Genomic DNA, 20,473 nt, shown 5'->3' on the forward strand with positions numbered 1-20,473 from the left:
TACACTGCTTCTGATTAAGTATCGATCGTATCGATGGATCTATATTTACGCCTGAGCTTGAACCAGTCCAGGATCTTCTGATTACACTGATCAACCTGGGTTTGATTGATGACGCTGTTGCCTTGTAGTCATGGAGAAGAAGTGCATCTGCCCAAGCGGCAGATGCATTTCTTCTATACTCTATGAAGGTCAGCGTCTGCCCGCTTTATATAGTTTGGGAGGAAAAGAGGTGCGGAGGATGCTAAAAAAAGTATGGAGACAAGAAAAAAAACGTTTAATTCAATCAGGCATACTCTTTTCTCTCGGTATGTTTCTGGGTATTCTGCTAGGCAACTATGTGAACATAACCCCCGATCAATATTACCGTCCGGGACAGGGGGCAGTATGGTATAACCTAGCCCTTAATAACATGGGTGCAGCTCTCCTCATTGCAGGCACTGGTTTTCTGTTTTCCATTCCAACCATCATTATGCTGCTGTTTAACGGGCTTATGATCGGCTTTATTATCGCACTGTCTGCGGCAGTTCATTCCTTTCCGACCCTTCTGGCGGGATTGCTTCCGCACGGCATTTTGGAAATTCCAGCCCTGCTGTTAGCTGGGGCCATCGGCCTTAGACCACTGGGGCTTTTCGCACGGGCGGTCAAGCAACGAGAGAAAATTCCCTGGGGGAAGGAAGCCAGACAGAGCGCTGCTTTGTTTGCTGTGGTCATGGTGATGCTGATCGCTGCAAGTCTGATTGAAGCCCATATAACTCCGGTTATCATGGATTGGACACGATGATATTCTCTCGTGCCTAAAGAGTCTCGGTACCATTTGAGAGTGGAGCCTGACTTAGACGATATCATAGGAAGAGACGGCCTCCCGAAAATTCAGGGGCCGTCTCTTGTTTTTTAACAGCCTTATGCACGGCTGTCCACTTGTGTGGTTATGACCCGCATGTTCTGGTCTTCTGGAATCTGCTGCTCAAGACGGAACTCATGAATCGGTGACCAGGACGCGTAAGGAGGTACGGCATAGGGTTCGCGATGCCAGCCAGCAGCCGCTGACGGCGATGACCAGGGCGATCAATGTCAGGCCAATGGCAAGCGGCCACTCCATGATCAGCGGCAGTTTGACAATGCCGTATGCAGACAGCAAACCACGCAGCACGGCTGGCAGTACGTAAATGCCGCACACCATGCCAACCATTGCACCAAGCGCACCCAGTACGGCAATGCCGCTTGTCAAGGCGCGACGGATGTCTGATACCGTCAGGCCAAGCGAAGCATAAATCCCGTATGTTTTTGTTTCCTTGCGAATATGCAGTCGGCAAGTGCTATAAACAATCAGGCACGTAACTGCAAGGAACAGAAGAGCCAGCATACTCATCGGAATGAGCAGCACGGCCGCAGCTTCCTTAAATACGGAATCAAGCAGCACCTCCTGCTTCATAGCCTGAATGACAGGGCCGTAACGTTGGTTTAGCTGTTGGACAAATTCATCGCTATCCGCCGGGTTCCATAGATGAACAAACCCCGCATCCGGATTTAATGGACCGACAAGTTCCGATGTGACCCGGGCTATATTCGACAAGTTGGAAATGGACTGAAACGTGCCGGTGATCAGCAGCTGATGCTCTTTTCCTTCAATGTAGATCGTGAGAGTATCGCCAATGCCTTTGTGCAATTTGCGGGCAATATTGATTCCAATCGATATTTCATTAGACAGAACTGGATTTCGGCCAGAAAGCGAGGCTAATCCCATCTCGTCCATGCTGCCCTCCACAACGGTCAGAGGGAGGCTGAACGTCGCCTGATGATGGCTACCGGGCTCCGCGATGACGCCGTTGGCCGAACCGGACCAATTCAGGCTGAAAACCCGGGGATCGTTCTCGATATAAGACTGCATGTCGGCCCGGTCCAATCCCTCACCGTTGATCACCATAATGGCGATATCCGCGTCGTCATATCCCCATTGGGCCGAGGTTTCGCTGATACGATAGACACTGGTTACCAGGAGTGTGCCAAAAACGAGCACAGCCGCGGTAATGCTCATTAACAGAAAGATCAGCGCAGCTCCTTTTTTGTTGCCGGTCACATGCTTCCAGCCGATCACTGCGGGCACAGACCACCGGTCCAGCAGCCGGGTACGGGTTCCGTGACGATGGGCATGGGAATGCGAAGACTCTGACATGCCGTATCGGATCGCCTGTATCGGTTCGATACGGCGTGTTTTGCCTGCGTAGAGGACAACGCATAACAGGATGATGAACAGCATGCCGACGCCGGTCCAGATCGTGATTCCCACCGACTGCACGGAAACAGGTGTTGTATCGGATTTGAGGAAGGAGAGAGAATTCTGGATGATGACATTCGAGAGCAGACGGCTGCCGATCAGGGCAGGAATCAAGGCGATCCCCGTGATGAAACCGTATTGGAGCATATAAGTGCCGATAATGCGTTCAGAGGACATACCGACCGATTTGAGAATCCCGATGGTACGGTAGTTGGCAAGGATCGTGTCCGTGATCGTAAACCCGATGGTAAGCAGGGCTACAACAATCATGACCAGTCCAAGGCAACTCATAACGAAGCCAATCACTTTGTTCATGATAAAGTAAAAGGCGGACAACTCGGCAAACGAGATGCGTTCCTCCAAAAACGGCGTTCCGAGCGCCTGCTCAAAGCGCTGCCAGTATGCTTCGCTTTGTTCGGGATGTGCAAAGCGAAGCGACAACATATATTGCTCCGGGGTAGACAGGCCTCCCATGGTTGACTGATAGTCGGCTTCGTTCATCCAAATGCGGGCCGAGGTGGAAAATGGGCCGCCATGAGACAAGTCAATGACAATGGCACTAATCGTGAATTGTACCGGGGCTGCCCCGGAGGTGAACACCAATTCATCCCCGACCTCCATTCCGTATTTGTACGCGAGGGAGGTGGGTATCCATACTGTACCTTCTTCCGGTTTGGTCAGATGGGCTGGACCTGCAGCAGGGAGGGGGTTATTGACTCCATGAGGCATGGGCGGTGTATTGATCATATACAGATAAAGATTGGGCAATTCTTCCCCGTTATAAGAGAGGCCAGTCCAAGGCTTGTAAGGAACCAAGCTGGAGGCGCTCACACCGTCCTGGGCTGACCACCATTCGGCCACCATGCGTTCATCATGCAGCCCGCGGGTCATATTTATGATCTCATGAGCACCCTGAGCAGCCGAATGTCGCTCCTCAAATACACTTTCCGTATTCTGCAAAACAATGAAAGCGGTGCTGACTAACAGCGCAGACAGTGCAATCAGCAGTGCAATCAGCGCGTTTTGCATTTTTCTCTTGCGAATATTTCCCCAGCACAGCGTCAATATGGCCTGCATCTTGGGCTACCTCCTCCCGGTGACATAAGCAAAAATCATCGCTTCCCGCTCGGAGGCTTGCTCTGGTGCATAAGGCCCCATATCCAGCGTTCCGCCAATCTTGCCATCGCGAATGTAGATGAGGCGGTTGCCGCGGCATGCTGCCTTCATATCGTGAGTAACCATGACAATCGATTGACCGTCGGCATTCATGCCGCTCAGGATGTCGAGTACAGTAACGCCTTGTTCGTAGTTGAGACTGCCGGTGGGCTCATCGGCAAAAACGATATCCGGGTTGTTGATGAGCGCCCTGGCGATGGCAGCTCGTTGCTGCTGACCACCGGATACCTGGGACGGCAGTCGGCTGCCTTCTTTTTCAAGGTAGAGGCTTGTCATCAGTTCGTGCGCTCTTTGTTTCACAGCTTCTTTGTCCCGGTTTGCAATATAACCAGGCAGAGCAATGTTATCGAACAGGGTTAAATCCGGTACAAGATTGCTGTTCTGATAGATGAAGCCGATCTGATTGGCACGAAAGCGTGCAAGTTCCTTGGCAGAAAATTGATTAAGCTGCTGTCCCTGAAGCTGGACTTCTCCGGCTGTGACCGCGTCGAGCCCGCTAAGCAAATAAAGCAAGGTCGATTTCCCGGACCCGGAATCTCCCATAATGACGGTAAAGTCTCTTTCGTAAATTGACAGATCGACATTGCGAACGGCATGGTACTGCTCCTTGCCGGTGGTATAGGTTTTGCATAAGTTGGAAGCTTGCAGCATGACGGTTTTGCTTGTAGGCATGATAGAGTCTCCTTTCTTCACTAGCTTCCAAAGTATAGCGGACAATTCTTGCACATTTGTTATCAAATTATAAATAAAGTATGACAGGGGTCAGCTTAACGGCAGCGTTAAGCAGAAAGTTGTTCCCTGCTGTTGTTTGCTGTGAAATTCGATCGTGCCGCCATGAGCTTCCATGATATATTTACAAATCGACAATCCGAGTCCGACCCCGTGCCGCTGGGCCAGTTTCGTGCGGTCCGGGACACTTCCCTGGTAGTAACGCTCGAAGATAAAGGGCATATCCTGCGGAGAAATCCCGCTGCCCGTATCAGAGACGATGATCCGCAAGCAGGACCATTCGGTTTGTTCCTCCACAGCGAGCGTGATCGTATCCCCGGGCTCGGTATGCTTCAGGGCATTTGTGACGAGGTTGGCGATGACCTGCTCGATACGCACGGCATCAATAAAGACAAGGACGTTTGGAATAGTGGAGGGCTCTTCGCAGTTCACACCCATTGTACGAATGTAGTGGGCCATTGTCCGGAATATGGGCTCAAGCGCTGACGAGCTATACTGCTCCAGTGGATGTACCGCAATCTGTTCCAGATCGCGCAGGGCATGCAGCAGCAAATCGTCGACAAGCACGGCCATTTTGCTGGTATTTGCATGTACAACCTCAAGATAAGCCATCACGCTGGGCAGATCGGGGCAGATACCTTCACGAATCGCATCCACATAGGCTTTGATGGTCGCCAGCGGAGTTTTTAAGTCATGGGACAGATTGGAAATCAACTCTTTGTGCGACTGGTTATGTGCAGCTTGCAGCATATGTAAATTACGAATTTCCTCTCGCATGAGGTCAAAGACGGCATAGAGCTCTCCGACCTCGTTATCGCTCGTCCATTCGGCGCGCTGCTCGTAATCGCCTTTCAAGATAGCTTCCGCGTAAGGCTTAAGCTCGGCGACGGGTTGAACCAGATCGCGCTGCACCCGGCGTCCGATGGAGAAGAATAAATAAAGCAGCGTCACAAAGGCCAGCGTAAGCAGCGTCCATGGCACAAGGATAACCGGGCTTGAGGCGGGTAACGCTGCGGCCATTACATGCGCAGGAACAGTAAACTGGGCGTAGCCGACTAAGGCGCTGGATTCGGCGTCCAGCAGCGGAAACGCAAGATGATAATCGGGCGGTTCGCTGTCAGAAATACGCAGCGTATAGTCCAGTTCAAAACGCGGATAAATACGCTGCAAGGATGGCAAGGATGAATGATCGCTATCATAGACCATCGTGCCGTCCGGAAGCACAACCTTGAGGCTGATGGTTGTCTCCTTGCTCCAGTCGTTCAATTTCTGCCGAAGCGGTGCATCGGACAGCAGCAGTTCGGTATGCTCCTTCTCCATGGTGTGCACAATCGTATTAGTCAGCACACGAATATGGTTGACAATGGATGACGGAGTCGGTTGGTTCGAAGGCCAAACGAGCCAACCGACGGACAGCAGCATAATAAGAAGAGATAGCCAAGCAACCAAACGCACTTTTCCATACCACAATTTCCAATTCATGGGAGGTTACTCCGTTTCTTCGGGATCGAATTTATAACCGACACCCCAAACGGTTGTGATATAGGAATGTTTGATTTCGCTTCGCTCCAGTTTCTCGCGGAGCCGCCGAATGTAAACCGTAATCGTGTTATCCTCGACAAAAGCGGAATACCCCCACACCTGATCCAGCAGCTGGGATTTGGTAAACACTTGGTTAGGATGGGAGGCGAGAAAGTAAAGCAGGTCGAATTCCTTCGCGGACAAAGATATCTCGAGATGTCCGGTCATGACCTTGCGGGCTGTTTTATCAATCGATAACGAGTCGAATCGTAATAATTGCTGTGTCGTTGCCTTAAATTTCGGATCTGCCAGTCTGCGCAAATGTGCCTGAACTCGTGCGACCAGTTCACTGAGCGAGAAGGGCTTGGTCATATAATCGTCCGCGCCAAAACCCAGAGCCAGCACTTTGTCCGTATCGCTGCTTCGAGCACTTAAGATAAGAATAGGCGCAGCGGTCAGCGTACGCAGCTTGCGGCAGACTTCAATCCCGTCGGCATCGGGCAGCGTTAGATCAAGAATGATGAAATCCGGCTGACGGTTCCGAACTTCCCGCAATCCGTCACTGGCATTCTCTGCGATAAACGCGCTGAATCCCTGAACACGCAGATAGTCGTTCACAATACGAGAGATATCCTGTTCATCTTCAATGATGAGTATGGTTTTAGGAGAATTCAATAATTGTCGCCCCTGTTCCGTATGCTTTAAATTTTCTGTTCATTATAGCATGGGACTGAAAGATACATAGAGCAAAACGAGGAGAATCTGGGCAGAGTACAGTTTTGCACAAAAGGGACTCCATGAATTGAACTGTCCCTTCTTCATTGCCCATGGGTATAATCAAGTTGCAAAAGGTACCACACTAAACGGCAAAGGAGTTGATGCCGTATTTTGGACGAACGCAGTACACGGATTCTGACCCTGCTTCATGAGGCAGCCGATTATGTATCACTGGAAGAACTGATGCAGAAGCTCGGTATCTCCAGACGAACCGTTTATTATGATATGGAAAAAGTAAACGACTGGTTGAAAGCGGTTCATCTTCCACCGGTTCAATATGTCAGGACAGCAGGCTACTATTTGCCTGATGAGAGTCGGGCGGGTCTGCCGAAGCTGGCGGGGAAGCCTCATGCACAGCAGTACTATTTGTCTCCACGAGAACGACTGGCCTGGATCTCGCTTTATCTGTTATCGGCTGTGGGGCCGCTTTTTGTACAGCATTTGACACATCTACTGCAGGTTAGTCGGGGAACTGTGCTCAAGGATTTGAATAGCGTCCGTCAGGAGATAGAGGGCGCGAGACTCAAGGTAACCTATGATCGCAAGCGAGGTTATGGTGTGCAGGGGCAGGAGCGTGACAAGCGGAAGCTGCTGAGCTATTACTTCGGGCAAATCTTCGGCAATGCTAGCTGGGAACAGGCGCTTGACCCGAACCAGGAATCCGAAAGCCACGAGCTTGCCGCGGTCTTGTTTCCGACCATGAAAGCGGACGATCTGAAGCGGGTTTATCGCTTGATCTCGGATAGTGAAATAATGCTGGGCGTAGATTTGACGGATGAGATGTTGTTTAATTTGACGGCACGCTTCCTGCTATATATACGGCGGATACAGGCAGCACAATGGATCTCAATTGATGAGGATGAGCGAAGCGTACTGCATAGAACGCCTGAGTTTGAAGCTGCTGCGCGTATTGCGGAGGGACTCGGTCCCCTGTTTGGCATCTCTTTTCCGGATGAAGAAGTTTGTTATTTTGCAATGCACCTGCTAGGAGCGAGAGTGAACCGGATGGAACAGGTGACCGGATCCGAAGAGGTACTCAAGCAGCTCCGCCAAGTTACCCAGCAGATGATCGATGATTTTCAACGATATGCCTGTGTATTTCTGCCGAACCGGGAAGCCATGGAGGAACATCTTCTGGTCCATTTGAAACCGGCTTATTACCGGATCCTGTACGGACTCGATCTTGAAAATCCGCTGCTCGAAAATATCCTTACCAAGTACAGGGAAGTGTTCGAGTTAACCCGGCGTTCCGCGGCGCCGTTCGAGCGATTGGTTGGTCGCAAACTTGATGATAACGAAATCGGATACCTCGCCATGCATTTCGGCGGCTGGCTGCGCAGAGAGAACACGAAGCCGGCCGTGAGGCGGCAGGCCGCCATCGTCTGCGTCAACGGTATTTCCGCTTCACGGATGCTGAAATCGCAGCTGGAGAACTTATTCTCTGCTGTGGATATATCAGCGGTGCTCTCGCTGCGCGATTACGAGTCATTTCATGAAGAGCGTGTCGATTTTATATTCTCGACGGTACCTCTACCGGACAGCAAAGTGCCCGTTCTCTTGGTGAATCCGATTCTAAGCGACAAGGATAAGGAGCACCTGCTGAACCAGATCAGCATGGTTGCCGGCCGTAAATCAAGAACTCAGGCCAATACAGTTCAGGCATTGCTGGACATTGTCCATAAATATGCCGCGGTAAAGGATGAAGCGGGACTTGCGGAGGAGCTTAACCACTACTTGTCCGTAGGAAAAACGTGGCTGAGCGAAGCGCGCAAGCCTTCTCTGTCGGATCTGCTTACCGAACGCATGATCCAAGTAAAGAGAGAAGCTGCCGACTGGCGGAGCGCTATACGTGAAGCCGCAGAACCTCTGCTTGAAGATGGGCATATCGATGGAGCTTACATCGATGCGATGATCTCCAAAGTGGAGGCGCTCGGTCCTTACATCGTTGTTGCACCTGGCATCGCGATTGCACACGGCAAGCCGCAGGATGGAGTCCGGCGGCTGGGAATCAGCTTGCTGCGGCTGGAGCAGCCCGTCGCCTTCTCAGAGGAACCTCGCCATCAGGTTCAAATTATTCTGGTGCTGGCGGCGATTGACGGTGAGTCTCACCTGAAAGCGCTGTCGGAGCTGACACTCCTGCTCGGCGAGAAGGAGAACTTGACCAGACTGAAAGAGGCCAAGACGAAGGAGCAAATACTGCAGCAATTGCAAAGCAGTCATTAGCGCCAATTTAGCGTCAATTAGAATACCGGATTTGGGAGAGATGAGAGATGAAATTTTTAGAACCGTCACTAATTGCCCTGGATGTAGAAGCCGAGACGGCCGAAGAAGCAATCCGCTTAGCGGGAGGACTTCTTACGAATGCGGGAACGACGGAAGAACGTTACGCCGACGCCATGGTAGCATCCTACCGTGACAAAGGCCCGTACTTTGTTCTTGCGCCCCATGTCGCTCTTCCGCATGCCCGTGCGGAGGACGGGGTGAAGGAAGCGTCGGTCTCGCTGCTTAGATTGAAGAACCCCGTTGTATTTGGCCATGCAGCCAATGATCCGGTACAGCTCGTATTCGCCCTCGGCGGCTCCACGAGTTCGGAACATATAGCCATGCTGCGCAAGCTGACTACGCTGTTAAGCAACCCGGACAATCTGGAACAATTCAAGCAAGCCGCTGATGTGGAGACAATCCAACAACTTATTAGGGGGAACGAAACATGAAAATTTTATGCGTATGCGGTTTAGGACAAGGAACGAGCCTGATTCTGAGAATGAATGTGGAGAATGTACTGAGCGGCATGGGAGTCAATGCCGATGTCGAGCATACGGACGTCTCAACGGCCTCCGGAACAGCAGCCGACTTTATTATTACAAGCAACGAGCTGGCACAAAGCCTTCAAGGGCATGAAGCCAAAGTTGTTATCGTCAATAACTATTTTGACAACAACGAAATCAAACAGAAGCTGGAAGAAGTACTGTAAACCATTAGAAAGGGAGAGGGCTCATGGACGTACTTTATTGGATTGCCACCAACATTTTTGGAACGCCGGCCATTCTGCTTGGATTTATCGTTCTGGTAGGTCTTCTGCTTCAGAAGAAATCAACGAGCCAACTCGTAAGCGGCACCTTTAAAGCGATCATCGGTTTCCTTATTATCGGTGCAGGATCTGATGTCATCGTGAAAGCCTTGAACGTATTTGAGCCGATGTGGAAAGAAGTTTTCGGTTTGGAAAGCGGGTCCCTCGGTACCTTCATGGGGCAGGAAGCTTTCAATTCCAAATTCGGCAGCGCCGTCACTCTCGCCATGCTGTTGGGCTTTCTGATCAACGTTGCGCTGGCACGATTCACCCGGTTTAAGTTTATTTACCTGACCGGACATATGATGTTCTGGACCTCGACCATTTTTGCAGGTGTCATCGTTCATGCTGCCAGCGGTATTTCGATCTGGAAGCTGGTTCTGATGATTGCGGTTGTCCTGGGTGTGTACTGGACCTTTCAGCCGGCGCTGGTTCAGCCGTTCCTGCGTAAAATTACGGGCAACGATAACATCGCGCTGGGTCACACCTCGGCCTCGGTTGCCCTGCTTGCTGCCTTGTTCGGCAAATGGTTCGGGAACAAGAACAATGACTCCGAGAAAATTAAAGTGCCGAAGGGCTTCGAGTTTCTTCGCGATTCCAATGTTATCACTGCGCTCAGTATGGGAATTTTGTTTCTGATCGGAGCGGTTATTTTATCGACAAAAGGCACGCCTGCAGCGGCCGAGCTGATTAAACAATCGGGTGACCAGAACTTCATAATCTACTCCATTATCCAATCGTTCACGTTTGCAGGGGGAATCGCCATTGTTCTGATGGGGGTGCGAATGTTTATCGGCGAGCTGGTTCCGGCCTTCAACGGAATTGCTACCAAACTGGTACCGGGGGCTAAACCTGCACTGGATGCACCTGTTGTATACGCTTATGCGCCGAATGCGGTCGTTCTCGGTTTCCTGGGAGCTTTTGCGGGTGCCATCATCTGGCTGCTTGTTCTTGGCAATACCGTTTCCTACATCTTCGTGCCGACGATGATTGTGTTGTTCTTTCACGGGGCAACGGCGGGCGTATTCGGGAACTCGACAGGCGGAGTCAGAGGGGCCGTCATGGGCGGCTTCATCACGGCAACTGTTGTGGCATGGGGACAATTCCTGATGGTGCGTTTCTTCATTGGCTCGACGGTGCCGGATACGGCCATGTGGGCGGCCGATTCCGATATGTTCATCATCGGACCGATTCTGAGTTTCCTGGCGAAGCTGTTCTTTTAACCATCCTGTTGCAAAAACGATGGAGTGTCTTAGCGGCTTGACTGTCTGAAGATTACAGATACAAAGGAGCAGGAGGGATTGTAGCCTCGAGTTCAACTTCCGCTATATGCGGTCAATCCCTTCAGCTGCTTGCCTAACAATGAGTGGAGGAGATACGATATGGACTTTATTCGTACCTTACATGGAGATATCAGCAAGGAGGAGCTGGGCTTTACGTATTCCCACGAGCATATTGTCTGCCGCCCGGCCTACTGGCAGGAACGGGGAGAGGACGATTTGCTGCTGGACGACAAAGAGAAATCCAAGCGGGATGTACTTGACTTCAAACAACACGGCGGTCGATCAATCGTGGATGCTACAGCCGTCGATTACGGACGGGATGTTCAGGCAGTACAGGAAATCGCAATCGAAACCGGTATTCATATTGTGGGAACGGCGGGTTTCAACAAGAGTTTCCTATGGGATGCCCAAATCAAGGAGGAGCTTAAGCCACTGACTGGCGATTATGCCAGCTACGCGCAGTGGATTGAAGCAAAAAGCATCAACGAACTGGCGGATTTCGTCATTCGGGAAGTGGAGGAAGGGCTTGAAGGCACGCCTTTCAAAGCGGGTCAGGTTAAATTCGGGACAGGCTATAACCGCATCACACCTCTGGAGGAGAAGACGCTGCGCGCTGTAGCACGCGCTCACCATGAGACGAAAGCACCGATCCACTCCCATACTGAGGTCGGGACGATGGCGCTGGAGCAAATAGATTTGCTCAAAAGCGAAGGCGTGGAGCTGTCCTATTTAAGCTTGGGACATATGGACCGCAATCCAGACCCCTACTACCATGAGCAGATCGCCTCAACGGGAGCTTACATGAGTTTTGACGGCATCGGCAAAATCAAGTATGCACCGGAAAGCTCCCGGATCTCGCTTATTCTGGAGCTTGTCCGCAAAGGCCACGAGGATCAGATTCTCATCAGTGGAGATACCGCCCGAAAAACCTATTACAAGCATTACGATCACGGTCTTGGACTGGAATACATTATCTCCAAATGGGTGCCGCGCTTTGTGGATGAGGCGAACCGCTGCGGTTTTGACGGCCGGAAGCTGGTGGAGAAATTTTTCGTAAGCAATCCGGCCAACTGCTTCTCATTTAAAAAATAAGGAGTGCGCCTACTATGAAATTCGAACTCGAAAATTCGGCTGAGGTGAAGGATAAAATCCGTAGGTTTGGCGCTGCCATCCTGCCGATCGGCGCCGTTGAAGCGCATGGTCCCCATCTGCCGCTGGGTACGGATAATCTCCTCGCGGCCAGACTGGCGGACAAATTGGCAGAGCGGACGGACAGCTTTGTACTGCCGACCCTCCCATATGGTCAAGTGTGGAGCCTGCGTAATTTCCCGGGAAGCATCAATGTGTCAAACGAAGCGCTCATTCGGCTGCTTGCCGATATCGGGGAGAGTTTATATCAGCAGGGATTCCGGATCTTCATCATGGTAAACGGCCATCTGGGTAATGCCGCTGCGCTGAAGGAAGCCGCAAGAATTTTATACGAACGGGTCCCCGCATTGAAGGTATTCTATTTCTTTTATCCAGGCACGAAGGAAATAACAGCGGAAGTACGGGAAGCCTCGGCTGCTCACGGCACCTATATGCATGCCGATGAAATTGAGACATCCTACATGCTCTATCTCGCGGGCGAGTATGTAGACATGAGCAAGGCCATCGACGGTGCTCCGCACATCCCATTCGATGCGGATTTCACGCCTACACCGTGGGAGGAGATGACGGCCTCCGCCGTACTCGGTGATGCAACCCTGGCAACAAGGGAAAAGGGTGAGCGGATTATCCAGCGGAGCCTGGATGTCATGGCTGAAATGGTTCTCCGGGCGAAAAAGGCGTTATGAACCAACCGGTCCGGTCCGATACGATCCGATTACGAGACTGCAATAAGCACAAATGAATACACGAACAACGAGGTGAAAGCGATCATGATGAACACCTATTTTGATATAATCGGCAAGTTGTTTGACAAAGTCCGAACCGAACAGGCCAAGCCGATCCGTGAAGCTGCGGAGAAGGTGGCATATTGTATACAGCAGGGCGGTATCATTCATTTGTTCGGCTGCGGGCATTCGCATATCTTGACAGAGGAAGTCTTCTACCGGGCAGGCGGACTCGTGCCGATATCTCCGATTCTTATAGAGAAGCTGATGCTGCATGAAGGCGCGGTACGTTCGTCGGAACTCGAGAGACAAAACGACCTTGCCGCCGAATTCATGAGGAAGCAGGATATCCGCAAGGACGAGGTGGTATTCGTCCTGTCTACCTCGGGCCGCAATCCCGTTCCGGTGGACGTCGCTTTGATGGCAAAGGAGAAGGGAGCCTTCACTGTAGGCATGACCTCACTGGAATATTCCATGAGCCAGCCGTCCCGCCACCGCAGCGGCAAACATCTGGCGGATGCCGTTGATCTGGTGATCGATAATTTCTCGGTCAAAGGAGATGCCGTATTGAGCCATCCGGGCCTTCAGGTGCCGTTCACGCCGAGCTCGACCGTAGTCGGTGCCTTGATATTGAACGCCCTGTTCGCCGAATCCATCGAGATTATGATTGAAGCAGGGTTTAAACCTCCTGTATTTCTTAGCGGAAATGTTGACGGCTCCGATGAGCATAACCAAGCGTTGATCGAGGTTTATAGAGAACGGATAGCCTTATTGGCCTGATGATGGAGAACCATGCGATTTAGGCCATAATACTTGATTGCCAAACTACACAATAAAGCAGGCCGCCTGGCAAGGATGAATCAGATACGGGCAGGCCGTACAGGATGAGGAGGAACGACATGTTTGCACAAACCGTAACCATACAGAATGAGCAGGGCTTTCATGTCCGTCCGGCACAGCTTTTCTCTGAAAAAGCAGGACAATATGAGGCAGAGGTACGTCTAATGACAGGAGAAGGACGTGCCGCTGATTGCAAAAGCATGCTGGAGCTGATGACACTCGGCATTGAGCGAGGAGCTGTCGTGAGCATTGAAGCGAGCGGGGATGGAGAACAGGAAGTCGTCGAAGCTTTGGTACAGCTCGTCGTAAGCAAGTTTGGTGAAGGGTGATGAAGAGGCAGGAAATTCAAGGAATCGGCGTATCGGAAGGAATTCGGATAGCCAAGGCATACATCTACAAGCCTGCGCAGGATGGCGGAACAGTTGACTCCCCCGTAAGCCAGCTGGATACCCCGGCGGCGGTCGATGCAGAGCTTCATAAACTTCGGAAGGCTAAAGCCGACTGCGCGGAACAACTGGAGGAGCTGACGCAGAAAGCAACGAAAGCTGTTGGCGAGGAGCAAGCGGGCATTCTTGCGGGACAGCGAAAGCTTCTGGACGATCCTGCCTTCTATCCGAAGATGGAAGCCCGGGTCCGAGAGCATCTGGAGCCTGCGCCGCGGGCCGTTGCCGAAATCGTCGGTCAGGTCGCTTCGCTGTTGGAAGACATGAACAACGATTACATGAAGGAGCGCGCCGCAGACATTCGCGATATCGGCAGCCGGCTTCTTGCCTGTCTATCGCCGGGGCATACGCACGGTCTTACCGGAATCACCGGACAGGTCATTCTGGTGGCTGACGATCTGGCACCGTCGGATACGGTGCAGCTGGACCCTGCCTTGGTGGTCGGTTTTATTACCCGAACCGGAGGTGCCACCTCGCATACCGCTATCCTTGCGCGGTCGCTCGGTATTGCCGCTGTCGTCGGCGCAGGTGACGGCGTCGAGGGTATCAAGGACGGCGATACGCTCGTCCTTGACGGGGCCGCCGGGCTCTGTATTGCCCGGCCGCAAGAAGCGGAAGCGGAGCAGTACCGGCTCCGCATGTTGCGGGACCTCGAGCGCAGCCAGTCGCTCGAGGCGTACGCGGCGCGGCCGGCAGTGACTGCCGACGGCGCGCGCGTGGAGCTCGCGGCGAACATCGGCAGCGCCGCGGAAGCCGGGGCCGCCGTCCTGCAGGGCGCGGACGGCGTGGGATTGTTTCGCACGGAGTTCCTGTTCATGAACGCCCAGGCCATGCCGGGCGAGGAGGAACAGTTCCGTGCATACCAGGAAGCGGCCCGCATCATGGAGGGCCGCCCCGTGATCATCCGCACGATGGACATCGGCGGAGACAAGGAGCTGCCGTATCTGCAGCTGCCGAAGGAGGCGAACCCGTTCCTCGGCTACCGTGCGATACGTGTGGGGTTAGTCCGTGAGGACCTGCTTCGCACGCAGCTGCGTGCGGTGCTGCGGGCCAGCGCCTTCGGCAAGGTGAAGATCATGTTCCCCATGATCTCCGGCCTGCAGGAATGGAGACAGGCCAGAGGAATTCTGACGGAAGTGCAGGCTGAATTAAGGCAGGAGAGCCTTCCGTTCGACGAGAATATGGAAGTGGGCATTATGGTTGAGATTCCTTCAACGGCCGTATTGGCAGGACTTTTTGCAAGTGAAGTGGATTTCTTCAGCATCGGTACGAACGATCTCGTTCAGTACACGGTAGCAGCAGACCGTATGAATGAATATGTGGCTCACCTGTACGATTATTTCCATCCAGCTGTGCTGCAGTTAATCCGCACGGTCATTGAGGCTTCCCATGCGGCCGATAAATGGACCGGCATGTGCGGCAGCATGGCGGGTGATCCCTTGGCCGCACCACTCTTACTCGGTCTTGGGCTGGACGAATGGAGCATGGAGGCCGGCTGTCTCAGCCGGATGAAGGAGACGCTTGCAGGCCTGGATCGCCGGGAGTGCCGCGAGCTGGCAAAGCGCATTCTTCTTCTCGATACCCCCAAGGCTGTTCGTCAGGCGCTGAGAGACTTTCATAACGCCAAACTCAACAAACTGTATGAAGAAGTATGACAGACCACTGTCATACTTCTTTTTTTATATTTAATGATAGCCGGGGGTAGAATTGCTCTCGCGCATTACTTAATGACTGCATCATCGACCAAGGCATCCATATTGTATATTCCATATAAAAGGAAGGTTGTATTTAAACCATGGAAATTGAAAACTTGCTTGCAATTACTTCGAGAGCAGAATTGAGGAGTTGGCTGCTGGAGAATAGCCTTACTGAAAAAAGCTGCTGGGTCATGGTCAGTATGACGCCAAACCCGGTTGCAATCTTGTATTTGGACGCAGTCGAAGAAGCCTTGTGTTTTGGTTGGATTGATGGAGTCAAGAAGAAAATACCTGGGGCGGGAGTGGTGCAAAGACTGTCTCCTAGAAGCAGGAAAAGTTCATGGACGGAACTGAATAAAGAGCGTGTCCGCCGTCTTGAAAAATTGGGGTGGATGAGAGATGAAGGAATAAAGGTTCTTCCTGATATGGATCCGGATGCTTTCGTAATAGACAATGTGATTATGCAAAGGCTTAAAGAGGACAGGGAGGTGTACGCAAATTTTGTGGCATTTCCATCACTTTATCAAAGAGTGCGGATCGACACAATACAGAGCAACAAAGATGATCCGGAATTGTATATGAGCAGATTAGACAAATTGATAACAAACACGAAAGAGAATAAAATGTACGGTCAATGGCATGATGACGGACGTCTTCTGGATTATTAACATGCACCCGCTTGTTTAACTAATGAGGATTATCGCCGCATAATGGAATTTATGATAGAAGAAAACAACGTACTCTTTAGGAGGGAGTTCGTTGTTTTCGTTCGAGGAATCTCTCTATTTATTCATCTGACTGTCAATTCCGTTCGGCTCGTTCTAATTATGATTTCCGGAATAACGAGCAGCAGCGCTATTGAAGCGTAAATGCCGATGGTGTAGCTCGCAGCGTATTCGAGCCCGAGTCCCTGATGAAATAGGGAAGTGATCAGATGAATGAACATGTTCGTGAAACAAAAGGCGTAACTTCGGATCATCCAGTTCCGGTGCCGGATTATTCGTTTCTTTTTGATCTGGATGAGAGCAGTGATGGTGATAAACAGCCATAACATATTTAGCGCGTTGAATCCCCAACTGCTAATTTTTCCGTTGGTGGCGTAAGGAGCCATATAACCGGAAGTCAGAACAACAAGCAGCACGGACACGATGTAGATATAGCCGTTGATGCGATGAAATCTGCGGCTTTTTTCGAAAATCCGATTAGAAAAGTTGACCAGTCCCGATGCCATGGCGAGGCAGGCAAATGCAACATGAACGTACATGACATTTAACCACACCGGAAGATTCAGCTCGCGCTTCAGCCCGGTTTTGCGGCTCAAGAACCCCGTCGCTCCCGGATCAATCCAATAGTTTTTTACCAAGGCATAAAAAATAAAAATAATACTGACACAGGCCAACAAACGGTATAATGTTTTCCGTTTCTTCATGTAATCCAAAACCCCCGAGACTCTACTATGATTATGGATGGGACATCCCTGCGCTAGGACACCCGGTTCCCTGTTAATTTGGAGGAGGGGAGCACCCCTGCCTTGGCAATTCCGGTCATGCGGTCTCCGTCAACTTCAACTTCGAATTTCAAGTTCAAGCGCATGGGTTTCGTGATTCGAAGCGACCAGGACAGCTTGTTGTCGATAAACACGGGGTTCGCGAAAGGGATGGTTTCTTCGCCTTGCACTGCCGTCCCCATAATTTTATCTGAACCCACCGCTATCGAGAGTTTAACCTCCATATTCCCGAGAGGTGTTGCGATCGTAGCATCCCAATCTCCGTTGAAGGCTGAAGTTTGTGTAATGTCGTTAGGCATGATGCCGAGAGTCGAGGTCGCAGGGCTCACTTCTATGTTCGATTCTTCGCTCGTCGACACCATAGGAGTGCTAGGGGTCATTCCCGTCTGCCTCCAAACGGTTCCTCTTCGTTCATATTCAAACAGCTGCTCTACGGCGTGTGCGATTTGCGGTCCCAGTTCACGCTCCACCAAATATAGCGCGACATCAAGTCCCGAGGTCACGCCGCCGCCGGTAACGAGGTTGTCATCGTCCACGACGCGTGCCCATACGGGAATTGCCCCGGTTGCTCCCAGCAAATCCATCCCCAGGTGATTCGTTACCGCCGGTCTGCCTTCCAGCAACCCTCCCATGGCAAGTAACATGGAACCGCCGCATACCGTAGCTACTATGATGTCTTTTTGTACAAGAGCCTGACGGATCAGACCGGTTAATTCGGTCTGCATCGCCCGGTTCAGAATAGCCGGGATCGATTGGGGGCCATCTCCCGTGACGTTGCCGGATGCACCAGGCACGAGAATGATGCCCGCACGATCCGGATTCAGTCTGCCAGTCGCTTCGATTCTCAATCCATTGATACCGCTGGCCACGGACCTAGCTCCCTCAGCCGTGACTAACTCTACGTTTAATTCGTTCTCGACATGCATGGCAGCGGCGCAAAAAACTTCATATGGTGCAATGGCATCCAGAAGGTCAAAGCCATCAAACAACACAATTTGAATGGTAAGCATACATACATCCTCCTCGTCTTTTTTATCCAGTGTCTGCGCTGGCAAGCGAAATATAAAGTCACCCGTGTCCGCAAGGAGAAGCATAACAAACGAATATCTCAAACAACGTCGTAAAAAAGTCACAAAACCATAAACATATCATCACAAAATGCTAATTCACATGGGCTCTGGAAGAAAAAATGATAAACTAGAATGCAAAAGGTGGGGTATGCATGAGTGTATATCATACGGTGCTTGTGGTAGACGATGACCAAAGCATCGTTGAACTATTGAGGGATTTTCTGGAGAATGATAACTTTCACGTAATGACCGCAGGTGATACCGAGCAAGCATGGGACATGTTCAAACAACAACCCGTTCATTGCATCGTGCTGGACATCATGATGCCGGGTCAGAACGGATTTGAGTTATGCCGCCGGATTCGAGGGGAGAGCAGCGTTCCCATCCTTTTCTTGAGTGCTCGCAGCCATGATGTGGACAAGATTCGGGGTTTGACGCTCGGCGGCGATGATTATATCGTCAAAACAGCTTCGCCTGGTGAAATTGTTGCCAGAGTCAAAGCCGTTCTAAGGCGCTCTGCTTCACCGCAGCCAGTGGAGGGAAGGGTCTTGGACTACGGCCGTTTCAAGATGAATCTGTCTGCAAGAGAAGTCGTAGTGGAAGGTAAGAACGTTGTGCTTACACCCAAGGAATATGAGCTGTTGCGTTTATTTGCCGAGCACCCGAGGCATGTTTTCTCATATGAACAATTACTTGAGAAATTTTGGGGTGGAGTAGGCGACAGGCACACTATTCGAGTCCATCTGAGCCGACTTCGCGAGAAAATCGAATCCGATCCGAACCATCCGCAACTTTTGGTCAACGTATGGGGAGTCGGGTATCGCTTTGAGGGAGGATAGTATGAAGCTTCGCATTCGTACGTTTACGATACTTTGTTTATTCTTCTTGCTTACAGTGCCGTGGATATTCTTTCTCACCGCTAACTTTGTCGAGACGCAAACGCTTAGCATCTCAAAAAGCCATCGATTAAACGAGGAGCTGCAGCGGCAAATAACCGAAACGATTCATATGATTGAAGCAAACTCGGACCAATGGGAGGACCCCGATTGGCAGCATCGATTGATTACCCATCTGCAAAAAACCGAGATGGATGTAGTGATTCAATCAGCGTCAAATTCGGAGATTTATCGTTCAAATCCAGAGCGCCGGAGCGCTTTGTCATCTACTGAACAATTCTCTATCATCGAAGATGGGCAGCTCCTGGGGAGGGTGAGTGTTTATCTCCCCAGATCAACTTCAGTACAGATGATGATGGCATCAATCGGACTGCTGCTTGCTTTTGTTGTTATTGGTATGGCGATGAGAAGGTTCCTTCTGAAACCTTTGGAGAGGATGAGCAAGGCCGCGAGGCAACTTGCGGAAGGCGATTGGGATGTATTGCTGCCCACGTCCAGCATCACGGAAATCGCCGAAGTGCGGGACGGCTTTGAGGTTATGGTGAAAGGGCTTGAGTTATCTTATCGGAAACAAACGGAATTGGAGGAGGAACGACGATTCGTGATTGTTGCCGTCGCGCATGATTTACGTACGCCATTGTTCGCCTTGCGCGGTTATTTGGATGGATTGGAGCAAGGGATTGCCCAGTCACCGGAGAAAATAGCCAAATATATAGCGGTATGCAAGGAGAAATCGGCTCAATTGGATCGATTGGTTGAAGACCTGTTCACGTTTACAAAGATGGATTATTTCGAGACGCAGCTTAACAACAAAACGATGGATTTTGCACACATACTCCAGGAGTCGATCGACAGTCTGACCCCGCAGGCTCGAGAGAAACATATATCGCTGTCAACTGACTTTACGCACAATTGTTTCATTAGCGGTGATAAGCATCTATTGGAGCGTGCGATGAACAATATTCTTGAAAATGCCGTCAGACATACACCCTCTGGGGGTGAAATTGATGTCCATTGCCACAGAGACGATCAGTATGTCAGGTTTACGATACGCGATAGCGGAGCTGGCTTTTCTATGGAAGAACTAACCCGCGTGTTTGAACCGCTGTATCGTGGGGAATCCTCTCGAAGCCGTTCTACCTAACGATCTCGCACAGAATCATGAAGCAGCACGGAGGCGAGCTGGAAGCAAGCAATCATCCGCAGGGAGGGGCAGTGCTGGCAGGCTGGTTACCTGTTGCTGGCTCCAATCCGAAGGTGAAAGAGGCGAACAGCGAAATATCCGACAACTAGAGAATATATTGACGACGAAGGC

The 20,473-nt window shown here is 51.2% G+C and carries 18 protein-coding genes and 1 pseudogene; 13 read left to right on the plus strand and 6 right to left on the minus strand.

Features of this window, described 5'->3' with window-relative positions:
- Positions 1–238 precede the first annotated feature (238 nt).
- The gene (locus M2277_RS07125) at positions 239–781 is read left to right on the plus strand and encodes a stage II sporulation protein M (RefSeq protein ID WP_063480631.1); all 543 of its coding nucleotides are present in this window, start codon (positions 239–241) and stop codon (positions 779–781) included.
- A 195-nt stretch (positions 782–976) separates the two neighbouring features.
- On the opposite strand, the gene M2277_RS07130 is transcribed toward M2277_RS07125, so the two are convergent.
- The 4 genes from M2277_RS07130 to M2277_RS07145 form a co-directional block, all read right to left on the minus strand.
- On the minus strand, positions 977–3,352 hold the full coding sequence (locus M2277_RS07130) for an FtsX-like permease family protein (RefSeq protein WP_280754462.1): 2,376 nt from the start codon (positions 3,350–3,352) through the stop codon (positions 977–979).
- A gap of 6 nt (positions 3,353–3,358) precedes the next feature.
- Entirely contained in the window at positions 3,359–4,123 is a 765-nt protein-coding gene (locus tag M2277_RS07135) for an ABC transporter ATP-binding protein (protein WP_280754463.1), read from the minus strand.
- A 90-nt stretch (positions 4,124–4,213) separates the two neighbouring features.
- Complete coding sequence (locus M2277_RS07140; protein ID WP_280754464.1) at positions 4,214–5,662, minus strand: HAMP domain-containing sensor histidine kinase; 1,449 nt, start codon at positions 5,660–5,662, stop codon at positions 4,214–4,216.
- 6 nt (positions 5,663–5,668) lie between these two features.
- The gene (locus M2277_RS07145; RefSeq protein ID WP_280754465.1) at positions 5,669–6,376 is read right to left on the minus strand and encodes a response regulator transcription factor; all 708 of its coding nucleotides are present in this window, start codon (positions 6,374–6,376) and stop codon (positions 5,669–5,671) included.
- A 213-nt stretch (positions 6,377–6,589) separates the two neighbouring features.
- On the opposite strand from M2277_RS07145, the gene M2277_RS07150 reads away from it, so the two are divergent.
- The 10 genes from M2277_RS07150 to M2277_RS07195 all read left to right on the plus strand — a co-directional run bounded on the left by M2277_RS07150 (position 6,590) and on the right by M2277_RS07195 (position 16,353).
- Positions 6,590–8,701 carry a BglG family transcription antiterminator gene (locus M2277_RS07150; protein ID WP_280754466.1) on the plus strand — a complete coding sequence of 704 codons (2,112 nt, stop codon included), beginning with the start codon at positions 6,590–6,592 and terminating at the stop codon, positions 8,699–8,701.
- A 47-nt stretch (positions 8,702–8,748) separates the two neighbouring features.
- A complete protein-coding gene (locus M2277_RS07155) occupies positions 8,749–9,192 on the plus strand; it encodes a PTS sugar transporter subunit IIA (RefSeq protein WP_006210519.1) in 444 nt (147 codons plus the stop codon).
- Positions 9,189–9,452, plus strand: coding sequence for a PTS sugar transporter subunit IIB (locus tag M2277_RS07160; protein ID WP_006210518.1), 264 nt, complete (start codon positions 9,189–9,191; stop codon positions 9,450–9,452). Before M2277_RS07155 ends, M2277_RS07160 begins: the two co-directional genes overlap by 4 nt.
- Positions 9,453–9,475: 23 nt before the next feature.
- Entirely contained in the window at positions 9,476–10,771 is a 1,296-nt protein-coding gene (locus M2277_RS07165; protein ID WP_006210517.1) for a PTS ascorbate transporter subunit IIC, read from the plus strand.
- A gap of 159 nt (positions 10,772–10,930) precedes the next feature.
- Positions 10,931–11,923 carry a phosphotriesterase family protein gene (locus tag M2277_RS07170; RefSeq protein WP_063480635.1) on the plus strand — a complete coding sequence of 331 codons (993 nt, stop codon included), beginning with the start codon at positions 10,931–10,933 and terminating at the stop codon, positions 11,921–11,923.
- A gap of 14 nt (positions 11,924–11,937) precedes the next feature.
- Complete coding sequence (locus tag M2277_RS07175) at positions 11,938–12,666, plus strand: creatininase family protein (RefSeq protein WP_036637407.1); 729 nt, start codon at positions 11,938–11,940, stop codon at positions 12,664–12,666.
- A gap of 84 nt (positions 12,667–12,750) precedes the next feature.
- A complete protein-coding gene (locus tag M2277_RS07180) occupies positions 12,751–13,485 on the plus strand; it encodes an SIS domain-containing protein (RefSeq protein WP_006210513.1) in 735 nt (244 codons plus the stop codon).
- A 119-nt stretch (positions 13,486–13,604) separates the two neighbouring features.
- Positions 13,605–13,874, plus strand: a complete 270-nt coding sequence (locus M2277_RS07185; RefSeq protein ID WP_006210512.1) for an HPr family phosphocarrier protein — start codon at positions 13,605–13,607, stop codon at positions 13,872–13,874.
- On the plus strand, positions 13,874–15,643 hold the full coding sequence (gene ptsP / locus M2277_RS07190) for a phosphoenolpyruvate--protein phosphotransferase (protein WP_148247150.1): 1,770 nt from the start codon (positions 13,874–13,876) through the stop codon (positions 15,641–15,643). Before M2277_RS07185 ends, ptsP begins: the two co-directional genes overlap by 1 nt.
- A 140-nt stretch (positions 15,644–15,783) precedes the next feature.
- A complete protein-coding gene (locus M2277_RS07195) occupies positions 15,784–16,353 on the plus strand; it encodes a YdeI/OmpD-associated family protein (protein WP_063480638.1) in 570 nt (189 codons plus the stop codon).
- Positions 16,354–16,475: 122 nt separating this feature from the next.
- Here the strand turns inward: M2277_RS07195 and M2277_RS07200 are convergent, their stop codons facing one another.
- Positions 16,476–17,114: a DUF2306 domain-containing protein gene (locus tag M2277_RS07200; protein WP_148247151.1), complete on the minus strand. Its 639-nt coding sequence runs from the start codon at positions 17,112–17,114 to the stop codon at positions 16,476–16,478.
- 53 nt (positions 17,115–17,167) lie between these two features.
- Positions 17,168–18,202, minus strand: coding sequence for a DJ-1/PfpI family protein (locus M2277_RS07205; protein ID WP_148247152.1), 1,035 nt, complete (start codon positions 18,200–18,202; stop codon positions 17,168–17,170).
- 212 nt (positions 18,203–18,414) lie between these two features.
- On the opposite strand from M2277_RS07205, the gene M2277_RS07210 reads away from it, so the two are divergent.
- Complete coding sequence (locus tag M2277_RS07210) at positions 18,415–19,101, plus strand: response regulator transcription factor (protein ID WP_063480641.1); 687 nt, start codon at positions 18,415–18,417, stop codon at positions 19,099–19,101.
- Position 19,102: 1 nt separating this feature from the next.
- A pseudogene (locus M2277_RS07215) lies at positions 19,103–20,451 on the plus strand (sensor histidine kinase).
- The last annotated feature ends 22 nt before the right edge of the window (positions 20,452–20,473 follow it).

This window comes from Paenibacillus sp. LBL, from assembly GCF_029893715.1.
Classification (GTDB): Bacteria; Bacillota; Bacilli; order Paenibacillales; family Paenibacillaceae; genus Paenibacillus_AQ; species Paenibacillus_AQ glucanolyticus.